At 72.7% G+C, this 19,003-nt stretch carries 12 protein-coding genes and 1 pseudogene; 8 read left to right on the top strand and 5 right to left on the bottom strand.

Features of this window, described 5'->3' with window-relative positions; translation table 11 throughout:
• A pseudogene (locus tag ACWD5O_RS13980) lies at nt 1-362 on the bottom strand (hypothetical protein); the annotation flags it as partial.
• A gap of 1,068 nt (nt 363-1,430) precedes the next feature.
• On the opposite strand from ACWD5O_RS13980, the gene ACWD5O_RS13985 reads away from it, so the two are divergent.
• A complete protein-coding gene (locus ACWD5O_RS13985) occupies nt 1,431-4,955 on the top strand; it encodes an ATP-binding cassette domain-containing protein (RefSeq protein ID WP_450085502.1) in 3,525 nt (1,174 codons plus the stop codon).
• A gap of 45 nt (nt 4,956-5,000) precedes the next feature.
• On the opposite strand, the gene ACWD5O_RS13990 is transcribed toward ACWD5O_RS13985, so the two are convergent.
• The 4 genes from ACWD5O_RS13990 to ACWD5O_RS14005 all read right to left on the bottom strand — a co-directional run bounded on the left by ACWD5O_RS13990 (nt 5,001) and on the right by ACWD5O_RS14005 (nt 9,264).
• The gene (locus ACWD5O_RS13990) at nt 5,001-6,068 is read right to left on the bottom strand and encodes an NADH:flavin oxidoreductase/NADH oxidase (RefSeq protein ID WP_450085503.1); all 1,068 of its coding nucleotides are present in this window, start codon (nt 6,066-6,068) and stop codon (nt 5,001-5,003) included.
• 67 nt (nt 6,069-6,135) lie between these two features.
• Nucleotides 6,136-7,440: a dicarboxylate/amino acid:cation symporter gene (locus tag ACWD5O_RS13995; RefSeq protein WP_354963321.1), complete on the bottom strand. Its 1,305-nt coding sequence runs from the start codon at nt 7,438-7,440 to the stop codon at nt 6,136-6,138.
• 209 nt (nt 7,441-7,649) lie between these two features.
• Nucleotides 7,650-8,306, bottom strand: a complete 657-nt coding sequence (locus ACWD5O_RS14000; protein WP_450085504.1) for a DUF998 domain-containing protein — start codon at nt 8,304-8,306, stop codon at nt 7,650-7,652.
• Nucleotides 8,299-9,264 carry a glutathione S-transferase family protein gene (locus ACWD5O_RS14005; RefSeq protein ID WP_450085505.1) on the bottom strand — a complete coding sequence of 322 codons (966 nt, stop codon included), beginning with the start codon at nt 9,262-9,264 and terminating at the stop codon, nt 8,299-8,301. Before ACWD5O_RS14005 ends, ACWD5O_RS14000 begins: the two co-directional genes overlap by 8 nt.
• Nucleotides 9,265-9,370: 106 nt before the next feature.
• Between ACWD5O_RS14005 and pcaF the strand changes: the two genes are divergently transcribed.
• The 7 genes from pcaF (at nt 9,371) to ACWD5O_RS14040 (ending at nt 19,001) form a co-directional block, all read left to right on the top strand.
• Nucleotides 9,371-10,576 (top strand): 3-oxoadipyl-CoA thiolase, encoded by a 1,206-nt coding sequence (gene pcaF / locus ACWD5O_RS14010; RefSeq protein WP_450085506.1) that lies wholly within the window; start codon nt 9,371-9,373, stop codon nt 10,574-10,576.
• A 152-nt stretch (nt 10,577-10,728) separates the two neighbouring features.
• Nucleotides 10,729-11,541, top strand: coding sequence for an SAM-dependent methyltransferase (locus ACWD5O_RS14015; protein ID WP_450085507.1), 813 nt, complete (start codon nt 10,729-10,731; stop codon nt 11,539-11,541).
• A gap of 4 nt (nt 11,542-11,545) precedes the next feature.
• Complete coding sequence (locus ACWD5O_RS14020; protein WP_450085508.1) at nt 11,546-13,711, top strand: putative bifunctional diguanylate cyclase/phosphodiesterase; 2,166 nt, start codon at nt 11,546-11,548, stop codon at nt 13,709-13,711.
• Between the two features lie 55 nt (nt 13,712-13,766).
• Nucleotides 13,767-14,267, top strand: coding sequence for a DUF456 domain-containing protein (locus ACWD5O_RS14025; protein WP_354963260.1), 501 nt, complete (start codon nt 13,767-13,769; stop codon nt 14,265-14,267).
• Between the two features lie 287 nt (nt 14,268-14,554).
• A complete protein-coding gene (locus tag ACWD5O_RS14030; RefSeq protein WP_387325472.1) occupies nt 14,555-16,141 on the top strand; it encodes an amino acid permease in 1,587 nt (528 codons plus the stop codon).
• Between the two features lie 115 nt (nt 16,142-16,256).
• Nucleotides 16,257-17,621 (top strand): glutamine synthetase family protein, encoded by a 1,365-nt coding sequence (locus tag ACWD5O_RS14035; protein ID WP_450085509.1) that lies wholly within the window; start codon nt 16,257-16,259, stop codon nt 17,619-17,621.
• Nucleotides 17,622-17,645: 24 nt separating this feature from the next.
• A complete protein-coding gene (locus ACWD5O_RS14040) occupies nt 17,646-19,001 on the top strand; it encodes an aldehyde dehydrogenase family protein (RefSeq protein WP_450085510.1) in 1,356 nt (451 codons plus the stop codon).
• Nucleotides 19,002-19,003 lie beyond the last annotated feature (2 nt).

Raw genomic sequence — 19,003 nt, forward strand, 5'->3', positions numbered from 1 at the left:
CAACCCGAGGTCGGGCGCTGCTGGAACAGACCCAGCGAGTCATGGTCGTTGGCGTCGCCGAGGTGGCCCAGGTTCTCCAGCTTCGACTCCTGCAGACTCGTGGCGATCGAGATCACCGCGGCCCGCTCAGGCAGGCCAGCCTTCTTCGTCGCCGCGATGATCGCCTTCACATTCGCAACCTGCTCGTCGTTGAGGTCGATGTGCGACTGCGCGCCCTGCACCTTGGCCGTCTGCACCGCGACCGCGACCGGCTTGCCCTCCACGGGGGTGGCGGCGTGCGCGGCGATCGGACCGGCGAACACACCACCGGCGAACGCGAGACCAGCAACAGACAGCATGCTCTTACGAATGATCGTGTTCATGAGAGGTCAGCTCCTTCAGGGGGTAGACACCCACACGCCCGAGGGGGACGGCGCAAGGGTGCGAGCACCTCGTCCGGCGCTTTCAACTGCAAGGGGGAAAGTCATCGGTCGGCGGCCTACGGGCGGGGGGCTCGTGGCGCCGGGACTGTGTGTAACGACCGCCGGGCCCAGCCCATTCCGGGGGTGGCCCATCCATCGGCACCCCGGTGACCGGGGGCTCCGTCCCAGCGGGCCCCGGGTGAGGGGGTGCTGGTGCGTCGTTCGCGGGGTCTGCAACGACCGGCTACCCGCGGGCATTCCAACCCGGGCCTGGCCGCCATCCCAACCCCAGAGGGGCGGGGTGCCGGACCGGTGGTGCTGCGATCGTCAGGGTGTGTAACGACCCCCGGCCCGCCACGATTCCACCCCACGAGTGCACCCGGTCACAGGCCAGAGTCCACCCGATACGGGACATTCGGCGCGGAGAGACCCATCCTCGCGCAGCCAGCTCGGCTGGCTCAGGGGTTGATCGACTCGGTATCACCGATACCGGGCCATCCGGCCACCCGGGACACCACGACATCCCCGACATCGCTGACATCGCGTCGACCACCGCGGAAGGAGGACGAGGCGAAGCCCCGGGCGAGGTGGTCAACGAGGGGTATACCTCAGAGGCATATTTATGCCTCACAGGTATATCGCTCACAACACCGACCGCCCCCGACAAGGGGCGTACCCGGGCCGCGTCCACCCACAGGGACCAAACGGGAGCAGCGAGCGATCCGGGCTCCGCCGCACCCTGGCGCGGGGATCGGGGCGAACGGCGTTCAATGGCGATCTGCCGGCCGAGCGGGATGCGCCCGTCGCCTTCTTAGGCGCTGTTCGGCGTGGGGCGGGTGGTTGCCGTGGAACTGGCTGGTCCGTCAACCCGACCGGCCGTCGTGGGCGTGCGGGCGGCGCTGCCCGAGCATCGCGGGTCAGGTGCCCAGACCTGATCGGAAGCCCTGCTCAGAGCGGGTAAATCGGTTGAGTGGACAGGGTCGTAACAGGCACGCTGAGTTCTCCGCCACCCACGTCCGGAGGACACCGATGCGCCTGCTCCGTGATCTGTGGGGCACCTCGCCACGTCGCCTGACGATCGTGGCCGTCCTGATCGTGCTCGGCGCCGCCGGTCAGGCCGGCGCGTCGGCGCTCGCCGGAGCGGTGCTGGTGCATCGCTCGGCCGGCTTCTTCACCGTACTGGCGGCGGCGCTGGTCGCCGTGGTGCTCACCGATCTGGCGGTCAGCCTGCTGATGGCCGGTCTGAGCGCCGACTGGTCCGCCGACGTGCGGCGGCGGCTCTGCCGGGTCGCGCTCGGGCAGGACCTGCCCACCCTGGAGACCACCCCGGTGGGTGAGCTGCTCGACCGCATCGACGGGGACGTCTACCAGGTGGCGTCGGCGGTCCGCAACCAGGGCACCCGACTCGCCCAGGGACTCTGCGTCGGCCTGCTGTCGATGGTCGTCGCGCTGGCCGTGTGGTGGCCGGCAGGGATCGCGATGCTCCTGCTCACAGTGGCGCTCGCCGTCGGCCTGCGCCGGCCCACGGCGCGGATCGGTCCGGCCCGGATGGCGGAGGAGGAGGCCTGGTCGGACCTGGCCGCGGTGATGGAGGAGGCGGTGCACGGCCAGGACGACGTCCGCACCAGTCTGGCCCGGCCGTACGTGCTGCGGCTGTACGCCCGACGGGCCGCCGCCGTGCTGTCCCGGGGCCGCCTGGTCTGGGTGTTGTCCGCCCGGGTGGCCACGGCCGCCACCGCGACGATCCGGGGCGGCATCGGGGTGGTGGTGCTCGGCGGGGCCTGGGCGTTGGCCACCGACCGGATCGACGCGGCCCGCCTTACCGCGATCTGGCTGCTCGCCCTCGCCTTCGGAGCCACCGCGGAGCACGTCAGCCGCATGGTGCCGGAGCTCCAGGAGGCTCTCGGCGCGTGGGCGCGGGTGCAGCTGCTCCAGAAGGCCCGGCAGGAGCCCCTCGGCGGGGCCAGCCCGACCGACGGTGACCTGCGCATCCGCGACCTGACGTTCGGGTACCAGGTGAGCGGGCCGGAGAGTGGCCGGGGGGCCGCGTTGCGCGGGGTCAGCCTCACCTTCGCGCGTGGCCGCTCGTACGCGCTGATCGGGCGGACCGGCTCGGGCAAGTCGACACTGGCGAAGGTGCTCACCAGGGCCGTCGACGTGCCGCCGGGAACGGTCTTCCTCGGCGGCACCGACCTGTGCGACCTCGACGTCGAGCAGCTGCGCCGCTGGGTGGCGCTGGTGCCGCAGCGCACCGAGATCCTGGCCGGCACGCTCGCCGAGAACGTCGCGCTCTTCGACCCGGAGCTGCTCGACGCCGCGGCCCGAGCGCTGGACGAGCTGGGACTCGCCGGCTGGATCGCCGAACTGCCGGACGGGCTGGCGACCCGGCTGGGGGAGGGCGGGCACGTGCTCTCCGCCGGTCAGGAGCAGCTGGTGGCGTTCGCCCGGATCCTGGTCCGCGACCCGCACGTGGTGATCCTCGACGAGGCCACCGCGCGGCTGGACCCGGTCACCGAGGCACGGGTGCAGCGGGCCACTGAACGGCTGCTGCGCGACCGGATCGGCATCGTCATCGCGCATCGGCTCTCCTCCGTGCGCCGCTGCGACGAGGTGGTGGTGCTGGCCGACGGCGCGGTGGTCGAGGCCGGCCCGCTGGAAACGTCGACGCGCTTCGCCGAGCTGCTCGCGACCAGCCACGCCGCCGCGTACGCCGCGGTGGTGCCGACCGGTCGCACCGGCGCCGGCACCGACCTGCTGGTCGGCCCCGGCCCGGCGGACGCCTGGCCGAGCGGCCCGACGATCGAACCGATCGAGCCGGCCACGCGGGTCGAGCCGGTCGAGCCGAAACGTGCCGACCCGCCGCCACTGCCGCCCGTCCCGCCGGCCCGGACCCTGCGGGAGATCGTCCGACTCTGCACCAACGACCCCCGGTACGGGCTGGCCGCGATCGGGCTGTTCCTCGGACTCTCCCTGCTCGGGCTGGACGGCCCGGTGCTGCCCTGGCTCTGGGCCGACCTGGTCGACGGGACCGGCAACCCGTACCTGCCGGCACTGGGGATCCTGGCCGGGCTGCTGGTCACCCTGCCGCTGCCGTTCTACACCCACGTCTGGTTCCCGCAGTGGTGGGTACGGCAGATGTTGCGGATCGGCCTGCGCCTGGTGCACGGCCAGACCGGGCCGCGCCGGGTCAGCTCGCACACCCCGGCGGAGGTGGTCGCGCAGGGCGGTGACACCGAGCGGGTGGTCCAGCTCGCCGACAACGTGCTGGACCAGGCCGTCGCGCTGATCCTGGTGGTCGCCATGACGGCGGTGACCGGCAGCGTCGTACCGGCGCTGTTCTTCCTCGGCACGATGGTCGTCTCCGGGTTGGCCGCGACGCTGTTCGGGCCGAAGCTCGAGCGCGCGGCCCGGGCCACCGTGGCGGCGCGGGCCGCCTTCGCCACCGCGTTGGTCTCCGCGCTCTCCGCGGCGCGGACGGTGAAGCTCGCCGGTGCGACCGCGGCGGTGCTGCGCCACCTGGCCGATCTCGACGTGCTGCGCAGTGACCGGCAGCGGCGGGAGATCTCGGTGCAGGTGTGGTCGCGTTCCACGCCGTCGGTGGCCAGTGGCCTGCTGCCGATCGGCGCGTGGGCGCTCTATCTGACCGGTGGGCTCTCCGCCGGAGCGGTGCTGGTGGCCGTCTCCACCCTCGGCGCGGCCCGCTGGTTCGCCTGGACCACCGCGTCGTTGATTTCCCAGCTGCCCTCCGCGCGGGTCTGGACCCGGCGCACGGTGGCGATGACCGGCGTGGGCGCGTACTCAGCCGGGGTGTCCGCCGTCGACCTGGCCGCCGGGACGGCGCCCGCGCCGACGCCGCCGCCACGGCACCCGCTGCGCCGGCTGGAGCTGCGCGGCTTCGGGGTGGTGCACACCGACGGTACGGCCGCCGTGCGGGACGTCGACCTGACCGTGCAGCGCGGGCAGCTGGTTCTGGTCGTCGGGCCGGTCGGCTCGGGCAAGTCCTCGCTGCTGCGGGCGTTGGCCGGGATCGTGCACCACACCGGCGAGCTGTCCTGGAACGGCGACCCGGTCACCGAGCCGGAGCTGTTCCTGCGCCCCAACCAGGTCGGCTACGTCGGCCAGCTACCCCGGGTGCTCTCCGGCACGGTGGCCGACAACATCGCGCTCGGCCACCAGGTGGACGCGGCCGGGGCGGTCAGCACCGCCCAGCTCGACCACGACCTCGCCGCCGCGGGTGGCGGGCTGGGTCTGCTCATCGGGCACAAGGGCACCCGGCTCTCCGGTGGCCAGTTGCAGCGGCTGGCGCTGGCCCGGGCGCTGGCGCCGCGTACCGAGCTGCTGGTCGCCGACGACGTGTCGTCGGCACTGGACGTCACCACCGAGCTGGCGCTGTGGCAGGCACTGCGCGCGCACGGGGTGACCGTGGTCGGCTCGACCGCGAAGCGCGCCGCGCTGGTCCGCGCCGACCACGTGGTGGTGCTGCTCGGCGGCACGGTGGCCGCCCAGGGTTCCTGGCGGGACCTGGAGGGCGACTGGTCGCACCTGGCCGGCTGACGGCGGGCGGCTGCCCGGCACGGCAGCCGCCCGACCGGCGGGGGATCAGGCGGCGCGGGCGTACTGGGCGGGCCCGGTGTACGCCACGCCGAGCTTCGCGGCGGCCCGGCGCGGCCAGTACGGGTCGCGCAGCAACTCCCGGCCGAGCAGCACCAGGTCGGCCTCGCCGCCGGCGACGATCTGCTCGGCGTGCTCCGGCTCGACGATCAGACCGACCGCGCCGGTCGGCACGCATGCCTCGCGGCGGATCCGGGCCGCCAGCGGCACCTGGTAGCCGGGACCGAGGGGGATGCGCTGGTCCACGCTGACACCGGCGGAGGAGGTGTCGACCAGGTCCACGCCGACACCGGCCAGCTCGCCGGCGAGCACCACGCTGTCCTCGATCGTCCAGCCACCCTCGACCCAGTCGGTGGCGGAGATCCGGGTGAGCACCGGGACGTTCTCGCCGACCGCGGCGCGCACCGCGCGGGCCACCTCCAGGGTGAGCCGCATCCGGGCGGCCCGGTCACCGCCATAGGAGTCGGTGCGGTGGTTGGTCAGCGGCGAGAGGAACTCGTGCAGCAGGTAGCCGTGCGCGGCGTGGATCTCCACGGCCGCGAAGCCGGCTGCCAGGGCGCGTTCGGCGGCGGTGGCGAACGCCTCGACCACGCCCGCGATCCCGGCCGCGTCGAGGGCGGTCGGCACCCGGTAGTCGGCGACGAACGGTTCGGACCCGGGGCCGACCGGCGTCCAGCCACCCTCGGCGTCCGGCACGCCGCCGCGGCTCGGGGCCCACGGACGGTGCGTGGAGGCCTTGAAGCCGGCGTGCGCGAGCTGGACTGCGGGCACCGCGCCGTGACCGGCGACGAACGCGGTCACCGGCCGCCAGGCGTCCACGTGCGCGCCGGACCACAGCCCGGTGTCCTGCGGGCTGATCCGGCCCTCCGGCAGCACGGCGGTTGCCTCGGTCAGCACGAGCCCGACCCCGCCGACCGCCCGGCTGCCGAGGTGGATGAGGTGCCAGTCGGTGGGCAGACCGTCCGGGCCGGCGGTGTACTGGCACATCGGCGCCATGGCGATCCGGTTGGGCAGGGTTACCGCGCGCAGGGCCAGCGGGGTGAACAGGGAGCTCATCTCGTCATCCTCTCGGAAACGACGACGGGCCCCCGGGGAGGGGCCCGTCGTCGTCGATGCGAACCGGTCAGGCGGGGACGGGGGTCAGCTCGTCCCGCCGGTCGGGCCGGCTGTCCGCGACCGGCTCCGGATCGGTCAGGTCCCGCCGACCGGCGGATTCGTACGCGGCCCGGTCGAGGGTGCCCTCGCGGGCGGCGACCACGGTCGGCACCAGCGCCTGCCCGGCCACGTTGGTGGCGGTGCGGACCATGTCCAGGATCGGGTCGATGGCCAGCAGCAGGCCGGCGCCGGCCAACGGCAGGCCCAGCGTGCTCAGGGTGAGGGTGAGCATCACGATCGCGCCGGTCAGGCCGGCGGTGGCCGCCGAGCCGACCACCGAGACGAAGGCGATCAGCAGGTAGTCGGTGATGCCGAGGTGCACGCCGAACACCTGCGCCACGAAGATCGCGGCCAGCGCCGGGTAGATCGCGGCGCAGCCGTCCATCTTCGTGGTGGCGCCGAAGGGCACCGCGAACGAGGCGTACTCGCGGGGCACGCCGAGCCGTTCGACGGAGCGCTGGGTCACCGGCATGGTGCCCACCGAGGAGCGGGACACGAAGGCCAGCTCGATCGCCGGCCACGCGCCGGCGAAGAAGCGCAGCGGGTTGAGCCGGCCGGCGAAGATCAGCACCAGTGGGTAGACCACGAACAGCACGATGGCGCAGCCGACGTAGACGGCGGTGGTGAACTTCGCGAGGGGGGCCAGCAGGTCCCAGCCGTACGAGGCGACGGCGTTGCCGATCAGGCCGAGGGTGCCGATCGGGGCGAGCCGGATGACCCACCAGAGCGCCTTCTGGACGATCTCCAGCAGCGAGCGGTTCAGCGCCACGAACGGCTCGGCGGCGTCGCCCACCAGCAGCGCCGCGGCCCCGACCACGAGGGCGAGGAAGACGATCTGGAGCACGTTGCCCTCGACGAACGCCCCGACCGGGTTGGTGGGCACGATGCCGGTGAGGAAGTCCGTCCACGAGCCGGTGTTCTTCGGCGGCGCCGCGCCGCCCAGGTCGAGGGTGACGCCCCTGCCCGGGTTGGTCACCAGGCCGAGGCCGATGCCGATGGCGACCGAGATCAGTGCGGTGATGCCGAACCACATTAGGGTCTTCAGCGCGAGCCGGGCGGCGTTGGCGACGCCGCGCAGGCTGACCACGCTGACCACGATGGCGGTGAAGACCAGGGGCGGCACGGCCAGCTTGAGCAGCTGGATGAAGAGGCTGCCGACGGTGTGCAGGGTGCTGGTCAGCCAGCTCAGGTCGTTGGTGCGGGCCAGGAAGCCGAGCGCCACGCCGAGCACGAGGCCGAGCAGGATCTGCACGGAGAAGGGAATCTTGCGCAGGCCGAAGGGCATGAGGATTGATCCAATTGTCTGGGCTGAACGGGGTAGGCGTGGGAGCGCAGCTACGCCGGACAGATGCCGCTGGCCTGCAGTCGAAGATCGACGTACAGGCGAACGGTGAGGTCCCAGAGATTGGTCATCGCCAGCCGACGATACGCCGGTGAGTGGCCATCGCAAGGCACGAATCGGGGTGACGCTCCTTACACGCCCTACTGGCGGGTCAGGGCGAGGGTGGTGGCGGTGGCGAGGCCCCACAGGATCGCCAGCGCGAGGATCAGCCGCTCCAGCACGCCCACCACGGTGCCCCGACCGATGACGAGCAGGCCCAGCCCCACCGTGGCGCACAGCGGGAGGCTCAGCGCGGCGGCCGTGCCGGACAGTCGGCGTACCGCCCGGTCGACCGGGCCGGCCACGGCGAGCGCGACCATGGCGAACACCACCGACGCGGTCGCCGCGATGCTCGCGCCGCCGTGCGCCAGGTCCGCCACCGTGGCGCGCTCGAACGGCGGCAGCGGGCAGCCGGCCGAGCAGGTGACCGCCCCGGACAGCGTGGTGCACACGGCACCGGCGGCGAGCAGCGCCGGCGCCGCCCGCACCCCGGGGGGCAGGGCCGCGGCGAGCAGCAGCAGCGAGCCGGCCAGTGCGAGGATCCCGATCCGGTACGTCGCCGCGTGGCCGCCGCCGGCGATGCCCGCCTCGCTGACGTACCCGGTGAACCCCGGCCCGGGACCGGCGACCACCGCGACCGTCACCGCGACCGCACCGATCAGCCCGCAGCCGGCGGCGGCCCACCCGGCGACGCGGCGCGCGACGTCCGCCCGGGCTGCCGGCGCGGTCGACGTGCCGCGCCGACCCGGCTCAGCCACGCCCGTGCGGCGTGGTCCAGCCGGACTCGTCTGGCCCGAGCGGCACGATGCCGCTCGGATTGATCTTCCGGTGGGTGCCGTAGTAGTGCCGCTTGATGTGGTCGAAGTCCACCGTCTCGCCGAAGCCCGGGGTCTGGAACAGGTCCCGGGCGTACCCCCAGAGCACCGGCATCTCGGTCAGCTTGTGCCGGTTGCACTTGAAGTGCCCGTGGTACGCGGCGTCGAAGCGGACCAGCGTGGTGAACAGCCGTACGTCGGCCTCGGTGATCGCGTCGCCCATCAGGTAGCGCTGCCCGGCCAGCCGCTCGGAGAGCGCGTCCAGCCGGGCGAAGAGTGCCCGGAACGCCTCGTCGTACGCCTCCTGCGAGGTGGCGAAGCCGCACCGGTAGACGCCGTTGTTGACGTCGGTGTGGATCTCGGCCATCAGCGCGTCCATCTCAGGGCGCAGCTCGACCGGGTACAGATCGGGCGCGCCGGGGGCGTGCAGCCGCCGCCACTCGGTGGAGAGGTCGAGGGTGAGCTGCGGGTAGTCGTTGGTGACCACCCGACCGGTCAGCGTGTCGACCAGCGCCGGCACGGTCACCCGGCCGGTGTAGTCGGGGTCGGTGGCCAGGTACGCCTCGGAGAGGAAGCCGACGCCGAGGACCGGGTCGAAGCCGTCCGGGTCGAGGGCGAACGCCCAGCCCCGCTCGTCCCGGATCGGGTCGACGGTGCCCAGCGAGATCGCGTCGTCCAGCCCGAGCAGGCCGCGCACGATCCGGGCCCGGTGCGCCCACGGGCAGGCGCGGCACCAGATCAGCCGGTAGCGGCCGGCCTCCAGCGGCCAGCGGTCCTGCTCGTCCGGGCCGCCGCCGGGCGGGGAGGTCGAGTCCGGGGTGACCCGGCCGGTGAACCGGTTGGGCTGGCGGACGAACGCGCCGCCGCCGCTGGTCTCTGCGCTGAACTGGGCCCGAGCCATGCCGTCAACCTATCGGCTGGGGGGCGCGGATATCCTGGCGGCTGGCAGCCCGCACGACCCCGGTGGGCGCCCCCACCCCCGCCGTCTCCACCCCGAAGGACTCGCGATGACCGTGGCATACCTGGTGGCCGGTGTCCGCACCCCGATCGGCCGGTACGCCGGCGCGCTGGCCGGTGTCCGTCCCGACGACCTGGCCGCGCACGTGATCCGTGAGCTGGTCGCCCGGCACCCGTCGGTGGACTGGACCCGGGTGGACGACGTCGTGCTCGGCTGCGCCAACCAGGCCGGCGAGGACAACCGCAACGTGGCCCGGATGGCGGCGCTGCTGGCCGGCCTGCCCGAAGAGGTGCCGGGCAGTACGGTCAACCGGCTCTGCGGCTCCGGGCTGGACGCCCTCGCCACCGCCGCCCGTTCCATCGTGGCCGGGGACGCGGAGCTGGTGGTCGCCGGCGGGGTGGAGAGCATGAGCCGGGCGCCGTTCGTCATGCCGAAGGCGACGTCGGCGTACTCCCGCTCGGCCGAGGTGTACGACACCACCCTGGGCTGGCGGCTGGTCAACCCGCTGATGCGGGACGGCTGGGGCGTCGACTCGATGCCGGAGACGGCGGAGAACGTGGCCGCCGAGTACGGCGTCAGCCGGGCCGAACAGGACGCGTTCGCGTACCGCTCGCAGCAGCGCGCGGCCAAGGCGCAGGCCGACGGGCGGTTCGCCGAGGAGATCGTGCCGGTCTCGGTGCCGGCGGGCCGCCGGGAGACCCGGCTGGTCGAGGTCGACGAGCACCCCCGGGAGACCTCGCTGGAGAAGCTTGCCGCGCTGCCCACCCCGTTCCGGAAGGGCGGCACGGTGACCGCCGGCAACTCGTCCGGCGTCAACGACGGTGCGGTCGCGCTGCTGGTGGCCAGTGAGGCCGCGGTGGCCCGGTACGGACTCACCCCGCTGGCCCGCATCGGCGGCGCGGCGGCGGCCGGCGTGCCACCCCGGATCATGGGGATCGGCCCGGTGCCGGCCACCCGCAAGCTGCTCGACCGTGCCGGCGTCGAGTTGAGCGCGGTGGACGTGGTGGAGCTGAACGAGGCGTTCGCCGCGCAGTCCGTGGCGGTGCTGCGCGAGCTGGGGCTGCCCGTGGACGCCGAGCACGTCAATCCGAACGGCGGCGCCATCGCGTTGGGGCACCCGTTGGGCGCGAGCGGCGCTCGGCTGGCGCTGACCGCCGCCCTGGAGCTGCGCCGTCGCGGCGGCCGCCGCGCCCTGGCCACCATGTGCATCGGCGTCGGTCAGGGCATCTCGCTGCTGCTGGAGTCGGCCGACTGAGCACGGAAAGAGCGCGAAGGGATCTCCCGGACGCGGGAGTCGGCGGCCTAGAGTGGTCCACACCACACGACCCGCGGGTCGACCGGTGGTCGCGCGTGCCAGCCGACGCCGGTGCCGTCCCGCGCCGCGGCGATGAACTGGGGAGCACGCTGATGCCGGACGGGATGCCGACCGAGATCGATCTGACCAGGCCGAGCGCGGCCCGGGTTTACGACTACTTCCTGGGCGGGGCGCACAACTTCGAGATCGACCGTCGGCTGGCCGAGCAGATCGCCAGCATGACGCCGAATCTCGCCGCCACTATGCGTTCGGGTCGGGAGTTCCTGCGCCGGGCCGTCCGGGCTCTGCTCGACGCCGGCATCGACCAGTTCCTCGACATCGGCTCCGGAATTCCCACCGTGGGCAACGTGCACGAGGTGGCCCAGGGGGCGAACCCCAAGGCCCGGGTGGTCTACGTCGACATCGACCCGGTGGCCGTCGCGCACAGCCGGGAACTGCTCGCCGGCAACGACCTGACCGGGGTGATCCACGCCGATCTGCGCGACCCGGAGCGGATCCTCGCCGAGACCCGCCAGCTGGGGCTGATCGACTTCAGCCGGCCGGTGGGCATCCTGCTGGCCGGGGTCGTGCACTTCGTCCCGGACGCCGACCGGCCCGAGTCCATTCTGGCCACCCTGCGGGCGGCCGCCGCACCCGGCAGCTTCCTGGTCATCTCGCACTCCACCTTCGAGGATCAGCCGCAGGAGATGCTGGACGCCCAGCGGCTCTCCGCGCGAACGGACACCGAGATCACGCTGCGTTCCCGCGCTCAGGTCACCGGCTTCTTCGGCGACTGGACCGTCCTCGACCCGGGCGTCGTGCACATGCCGCTCTGGCGTCCCGACTCGCCGTCCGAGGTGGACGAGCACCCGGAGCGGTTCGGCGCCTTCGGGGGCGTCGCCCGGTACGACCAGCCCGCCGGCTGATCCCGTGGCCGCCGTCCCGGACCCGACCGGGGTCGACGCCGGCCGGGGCGACGCCCAGGGCTACGCCGCCAACTGGGCCCGCGCGGTACGCCGTCTCGGTTTCGTGCCGCTCAGCGCGGCCGAGACCGAGCGGCTGCTGCTGGTGCACACCGTCCGGCTGGCTCAGGCGGTACGGGCCGAGCCGTTCTCGGCCCGCCCCGCCGAGGAGGTGGGGCGGGCGCTGGTGGAGGCGCACCTCACCGAGCCCCGGGCGCTCGAGTGGTCGCTGCGCGCCCTCGGTCAGGATTTCCCCCGCCAGGTGCTGGGCGCGGACGACCAGCCGGCGGACCTGACTGAGCGGATCGCGGCGGTGCAGGGCGGCCTGGCCGCCGGGTTCGCCCGTGCGCTGCGCGACCGCACCTTCAGCCAGCAGGAGCGGATCGCCCGGTCGGCCTGGCAGGCGCGGGACGAGGTCGAGCAGGCGCTGCGCGACAGCGAGGCACGCTTTCGGGCGGTCTTCACCGGCGCCGCGATCGGTATCGGCATCGCCAGGGTGGACGGCCAGATCATCGACGTCAACCAGGCGTTCGCCGACATGCTCGGCTACTCGATCAGCGAGCTGTGTGAGACGAACGTGTCCGCGCTGTTCCACGCCGACGACGCCGCCGGGATGTGGGAGCTGTACCAGGAGATGATCGAGGGCAAGCAGGACTCGGCCCGGTTGGAGAAGCGCTACCACCGCAAGGACGGCAGCGTGGTCTGGACCGATCTGGCCGTCTCGCTGATCCGGCACGACGACGGCCAGCCCCGGTTCACCGTCGCGATGATCGAGGACATCACCGAGCGGTACGAACTCCAGCAGCGGCTTCGCTTCCAGGCGCTGCACGACCCGCTGACCGGGCTGCCCAACCGGACGCTGTTCTTCGAGACGCTGGGCCGGGTCCTCGACACCGCCGGGACCGGGCGGCGGGTCGGGGTGTGCTTCCTCGACCTGGACGGCTTCAAGGCGATCAACGACAGCTTGGGTCACGACCTCGGTGACCGGCTGTTGGTGATGATCGCCCGGCGGCTGGCCGCGTGCGTGGCGGACCACAGCCACCTGGTCGCCCGGATGGGTGGCGACGAGTTCGTCATCCTGGTCGACGGCGGGAACGACCTGGACGACGCGGTGGCCGTGGCGGAGGCCGCGTTGGCCGCCGTCGCAGCCCCGGTGCACGTCGGTGACCAGCAACTGGCCGTCTCGGCCAGCGTGGGCATCGTGGAGTGCCCCGCCGCCGAGACCACCGCCTCGGAGCTGATGAAGGCCGCGGACACCACGCTCTACTGGGCCAAGGCCGCCGGCCGGGGCCGGTGGGCGGTCTACGACCCGGAGCGCAGCGCCCGGGACATCGCCCGGTCGGCGCTGGTCGCCGGGCTGCCGGCGGCGCTGGACCGGGGCGAGTTCGTGCTGCACTACCAGCCGATCGTGTCGCTGCTGGAGGGCACCATGCTCGCGGTGGAGGCGCTGGTCCGGTGGGAGCACCCGGAGCTGGGCCTAATCGGGCCGGACCGGTTCATCGCCCTGGCCGAGGAGTCCGGCCTGATCGTCCGGCTCGGCGAGTGGGTGCTGCGGCGGGCCTGCCGCGACGCCGAGCGGTGGTGGCGGGAGTTCCCCGACGCCCGGTTGGTGGTCAGCGTGAACATGGCCGCCCGGCAGGCCGACGACCCGGCGATCGTGGAGACGGTGGCCGACGCGTTGGCCACCAGCGGGCTGCCGGCGAAGCTGCTGCAGCTGGAGCTGACCGAGAGCGCCGTGATGGGTAGCGCGGGCGAGCCGCTGCGCAGCCTGCACCGGCTCGCCGGGCTGGGCGTCCGGCTGGCGGTGGACGACTTCGGCACCGGGTATTCCAATTTGGCGTACCTGCGGCGGCTGCCGATCCACTGCCTGAAGCTGGCCGGCCCGTTCGTCGAGGGCATCCGCGCCGACGGAACGGACGCCGTGGCCGACCACCGCGACGAGCGGATCGTCGACGCGCTGGTCCGGCTGGCGCACGCGCTGGAGCTGTGGGTCACCGCCGAGGCGGTGGAGACCGGTGTGCAAGCCGAGCGGCTGCGCGCGCTGCGCTGCGACACCGGGCAGGGCCGGTACTTCGGGGCTCCGGCGCCAGCCGAGGCGATCACTCTCCGGCTGCGCGGCGGGGCGGTGGGGTGAGCGGGGGATCCGTCCGGACCGGCCGGGTCCGGGTGTGGCGACGGAGGGCGACGGCGTGAGCCTGAACGACTCGCAGACGGTGGTGACGGTGGTGGCCGCGCTGGCCATCCTGGCCGGGCTGGCGGGCGTGGTGGTGCCCGGCCTGCCGGCGCTGCCGCTGTGCTGGGGCGGGGTGCTCGTCTGGGCGATCTTCGGCGGCGCGGGCCCGGGTGGTTGGGCGGTGTTCGCCGCCGCGACGCTGGTCGCCGCCGGGGGCACCGTGATCAAGTACGCGTGGCCTGGTCGCAACCTGAAGCGCACCGGCGTGCCGACCTCCACGCTGCTCGCCGGCGCGGTGCTGGGCATCGTCGGCTTCTTCGTGGTGCCGGTGGTGGGGCTGGTGCTGGGCTTCGTCGCCGGGGTGTGGGCGGCGGAACGGCTGAGGCTGGGCAGCAACCAGTTGGCCTGGCCGTCCACGGTGCAGGCGCTCAAGGCCGCCGGCCTGTCCATGCTGGTGGAGTTCACCGCCGGTCTGCTGATCGCCGCCACCTGGCTGATCGGACTCCTCCTGACCTGACCGACGCCCGGGGGCGCGGGGCACTGTCGGGTACGGCGGAACGCCGCACGTGAGAGAGAGTGTGCCCCGCGCCGCCGCGGTCCGGGCGGTCCGAGTGCCCGGGGAGGGTGGGTCAGTGGGCCCGATCGGGCCTGGTCACGGGGTCAAGGATGGCGTCCGGGGTGGGGTCACGGCAACGCAATTAGCCCGACGGCGGTGAGATTACCACGGTCATCGTATTGACCACCTTGATCGGCAGGACGACACTTTGCGCTCTCGTACGCGGAATCACCTCAGGGAGGTGTGCAGTGGCCACGACGCCTGTGCCGACCGCCGAGCATCCGATGGACGACGACGCCCGACGGCTCGCCGAACTCGGCTACAAACAGGAGCTTCGCCGCAAGTGGAGCGGCTTCTCCAACTTCGCCATCTCGTTCTCCATCATCTCGATCCTGGCCGGCTGTTTCACCACCTTCGGCCAGGCCTGGAACAACGGCGGGCCGGTCGCCATCTCCTGGGGCTGGCCGCTGATCTCGCTGTTCATCCTGATCATTGGCTTCTGCATGGCGGAGCTGGTGTCGGCCTACCCGACCGCCGGCGGGATCTACTGGTGGGCCGCGACGATGGGCCGCCCGGTGCACGGCTGGTTCACCGGCTGGTTGAACCTGATCGGCCTGGTCGCGGTCACCGCCTCGGTCGACTACGGCTGCGCGACCTTCCTCAACCTGACCCTGTCGGCGCTCTTCGACGGCTGGGCCGGCACGCTGCGCCAGGCGTTCGTCCTCTTCGTGATCATCCTGGTGCTGCACGGGCTGATCAACATCTTCGGGCACCGGATCATCGACGTGCTGCAGAACGTCTCCGTCTGGTGGCACGTGGCCGGGGCGGCAGCCGTGGTGGCCATCCTGGTCCTCGTTCCGGACAACCACCAGAGCTTCCAGTTCGTGTTCACCGAGCGGTTCAACAACTCCGGCTTCGGTGACGGGGACACCGGCGGGCTGACATTCTGGTTCTACGTGCTGCCGCTGGGCTTCCTGCTCACCCAGTACACGATCACCGGCTTCGACGCCTGCGCGCACGTGTCCGAGGAGACCCGGGGCGCCTCGCAGGCCGCCGCCCGCGGGCTCTGGCAGTCCATCTTCTACTCGGCGGTCGGCGGCTGGATCCTGCTGCTGGCGTTCCTCTTCGCGGCCACCGACGTCGAGGCGGTCAACGCAGCCGGCGGCTTCTCCGGCGCCATCTTCGAGTCCGCGCTCACCCCGGTCTTCTTCAAGATCGTCATCATCATCTCCACCATCGGGCAGTTCTTCTGCGGGATGAGCTGCGTGACCTCGATGAGCCGGATGGCGTACGCGTTCAGCCGCGACCGCGCCGTGCCGGGCTGGCGGCTCTGGTCCCGGGTGGACCGCAACGGCACCCCGGTCAACGCGATCATCGGTGCCACCCTGGCCGGCCTGGTGCTCACCCTGCCGGCGCTCTACGAGAGCTCCGCCGGCATCCCGATCGCCTTCTACGCCGTGGTCTCCGTCGCGGTGCTCGGGCTCTACCTGTCCTTCCTCATCCCGATCGCGCTGCGCCTACGGATGGGCGACCGGTTCGTCCCCGGCCCGTGGACGCTCGGGCGGAAGTACAAACTGCTCGGCTGGATCGCGGTGATCGAGATCGCGGTCATCGCCGTCTACTTCGTGCTGCCGATCGTGCCCGCCGGGGTGCCCGGCAACGACGGGTTCACCTGGTCGGCGGTGAACTACGCGCCGCTGGCCGTGGGCGGGGTGCTGCTGGTGGTCGCCGTCTGGTGGTACGTCTCGGCCCGGAAATGGTTCGCGGGCCCGGTTCGTACCGTCGAGGAGCCTGCGCCGGCGGCCGACCCGGCGCCGGTCGACGGCCCGGCCTGACCCGCGCCCGGCGGGACGGGCCCCGCTGCCGTCCCGCCGGGTTTGCCACCCTCGCCGCCGGGGGCATTGACGGTGATCCGGTTTGCCAGTAGACCTTGGTAATGGAGGCCCGTGAATGAGGAGAGCTCAGCTCACGCTGGAACAACTGCGGGTCGCTGTCGCCGAGGGTGAGATCGACACCGTCGTGCTGGCCCTGGTCGACATGCAGGGTCGCCTGCAGGGAAAACGGTTCCACGCGCCCTTCTTCCTCGATCAGGTCGTCGAGCACGGCAGCGAGGGGTGCAACTACCTGCTCGCCGTCGACGTGGACATGAACACCGTCGACGGGTACGCGATGTCGAGCTGGGAGCGCGGCTACGGCGACTTCGCGATGGTGCCGGATCTCGGCACGTTGCGCCGGATGCCGTGGCAGCCGGGCTCCGCGCTGCTGCTGGCCGACCTGACCTGGCTGGACGGCTCCGGTGACGTGGTCGCCTCGCCCCGGCAGATCCTGCGCCGGCAGCTGGGCCGGCTGGCCGAGCACGGGCTGACCGCGTACGCCGGCACCGAGCTGGAGTTCGTGCTGTACCGCGACTCGTACGAGGACGCCTGGCGGCGCGGCTACCGTGACCTCACCCCGGCCAACCAGTACAACGTGGACTACTCGCTGCTCGGCACCGCCCGGGTGGAGCCGCTGCTGCGCCGGATCCGCAGCGAGATGGCCGGCGCCGGGCTGACCCCGGAGAGTGCCAAGGGTGAGTGCAACCTCGGCCAGCACGAGATCGCCTTCCGGTACGACGAGGCGGTCGCCTGCGCCGACCACCACGTGATCTACAAAAACGGGGCCAAGGAGATCGCCGCCCAGGAGGGCATGGCGATCACCTTCATGGCCAAGCCGAACGCGCGGGAGGGCAACTCCTGCCACATCCACTTCTCGCTGCGCGACACCACCGGCGCCTCGGCGATGCTCGGCGACGGGCCCGCGCACCTGTCGGAGACCGGGCAGCGGGTGCTCGCCGGGCTGCTGGCCACAATGCGGGAGTTCAGCCTGCTCTTCGCCCCGAACATCAACTCCTACAAGCGCTACCAGCCGGGGTCGTTCGCCCCGACGGCGCTGCGCTGGGGAATGGACAACCGCACCTGTGCGCTGCGGGTGGTCGGGCACGGGCAGGGCATGCGAGTGGAGAACCGGGTGCCGGGCGCCGACGTCAACCCGTACCTGGCGATCGCCGGGCTGGTCGCCGGCGCGCTGCACGGCATCGAACGGGAGCTGGAGCTGGGCCCGGAGTGCACCGGCAACGCGTACGACGACCCGGAGGCCGAGCGCGTGCCCGGCACCCTGCGCGACGCCCTGACCCTCTGGGAGCATTCGACGGCCGCCCAGGACGCCTTCGGTCCCGAGGTGGTCGCCCACTACGCCAACCAGGCCCGGGTGGAGCTGGCAGCCTTCGACGTGGCGGTAACCGACTGGGAGCTGACCCGTGGCTTCGAACGCCTCTGACGACGCAGGAATGGGGGTGCCGGCGTGACGCAGGTGGTGGATCCGGCGTCCGGGGAGAGTTTCCGGGACGTACCCGGGGCTTCGGTTGGGGAGGTCGACGCCGCGATCTCTCGGGCGGACCGGGCGTTCGACGGGTGGCGGGTTGTGGCGCCCGGGGATCGGGCCCGGATGTTGCGGCGGTTCGCCGCCGTGGTCGACGCGCATCTGGACGAGCTGGCCACGCTGGAGGTTCGCAACTCCGGGCACACCATCGGCAACGCCCGCTGGGAGGCCGGCAACGTCCGCGACGTGCTGGACTACTACGCGGGCGCGCCGGAGCGGCTGACCGGGCGGCAGATCCCGGTGCCCGGCGGGCTGGACGTCACCTTCCACGAGCCGCTCGGCGTGGTCGGCGTGATCGTGCCGTGGAACTTCCCGATGCCGATCGCCGCCTGGGGGTTCGTCCCGGCCCTCGCCGCCGGCAACACCGTGGTGCTCAAGCCCGCCGAACTGACCCCGCTCACCGCGCTGCGCCTGGCCGAGCTGGCCCGCGAGGCCGGCCTGCCCGACGACGTGTTCACGGTCGTCCCCGGCGAGGGCGCCGTGGTGGGGGAGCGGTTCGTCAGCCACCCGGCGGTCCGCAAGATCTGCTTCACCGGCTCCACCGAGGTCGGCACCCGGATCATGGCCGGCTGCGCCACCCAGGTGAAGCGGCTGACCCTGGAGCTGGGCGGCAAGAGCGCCAACATCATCTTCGCCGACGCCGACCTGGAACGCGCCGCCGCGACCGCGCCCGGCGCGGTGTTCGACAACGCCGGCCAGGACTGCTGCGCCCGGTCCCGGATCCTGGTCCAGCGCCCGGTGTACGACCGCTTCCTGGAACTGCTCGAACCGGCGGTCCGCGCCGTGCGGGTCGAGGACCCGGCCCGGGACACCGCCGAGATGGGCCCGCTGATCTCCGCCGGCCAGCGCGACCGGGTCGCCGGCTACCTGGCCGGGTCCCGGGTGGCGTTCACCGGCTCCTGCCCCGACGGTCCCGGCTTCTGGCACGCCCCGACGGTGCTGCTGGCCGACTCGCCAGCCGACCGGCACTGGCGGGAGGAGATCTTCGGCCCGGTGGTCTCGGTGCTCCCGTTCGACGACGAGGCCGACGCGGTCCGGCTCGCCAACGACACCGAGTACGGCCTCTCCGGCTCGATCTGGACCCGGGACGTGGGCCGCGCGCTCCGGCTCGCCCGCGCCGTCGACGCGGGCAACCTCAGCGTCAACTCGCACTCCTCGGTGCGCTACTGGACCCCGTTCGGCGGGATGAAGCGCTCCGGCCTCGGCCGGGAGCTCGGTCCGGACGCGCTGCACGCCTTCACCGATGTCAAGAACGTGTTCATCGCGACAGAGGGGTGACG

Source organism: Micromonospora sp. NPDC005161 (assembly GCF_053599855.1).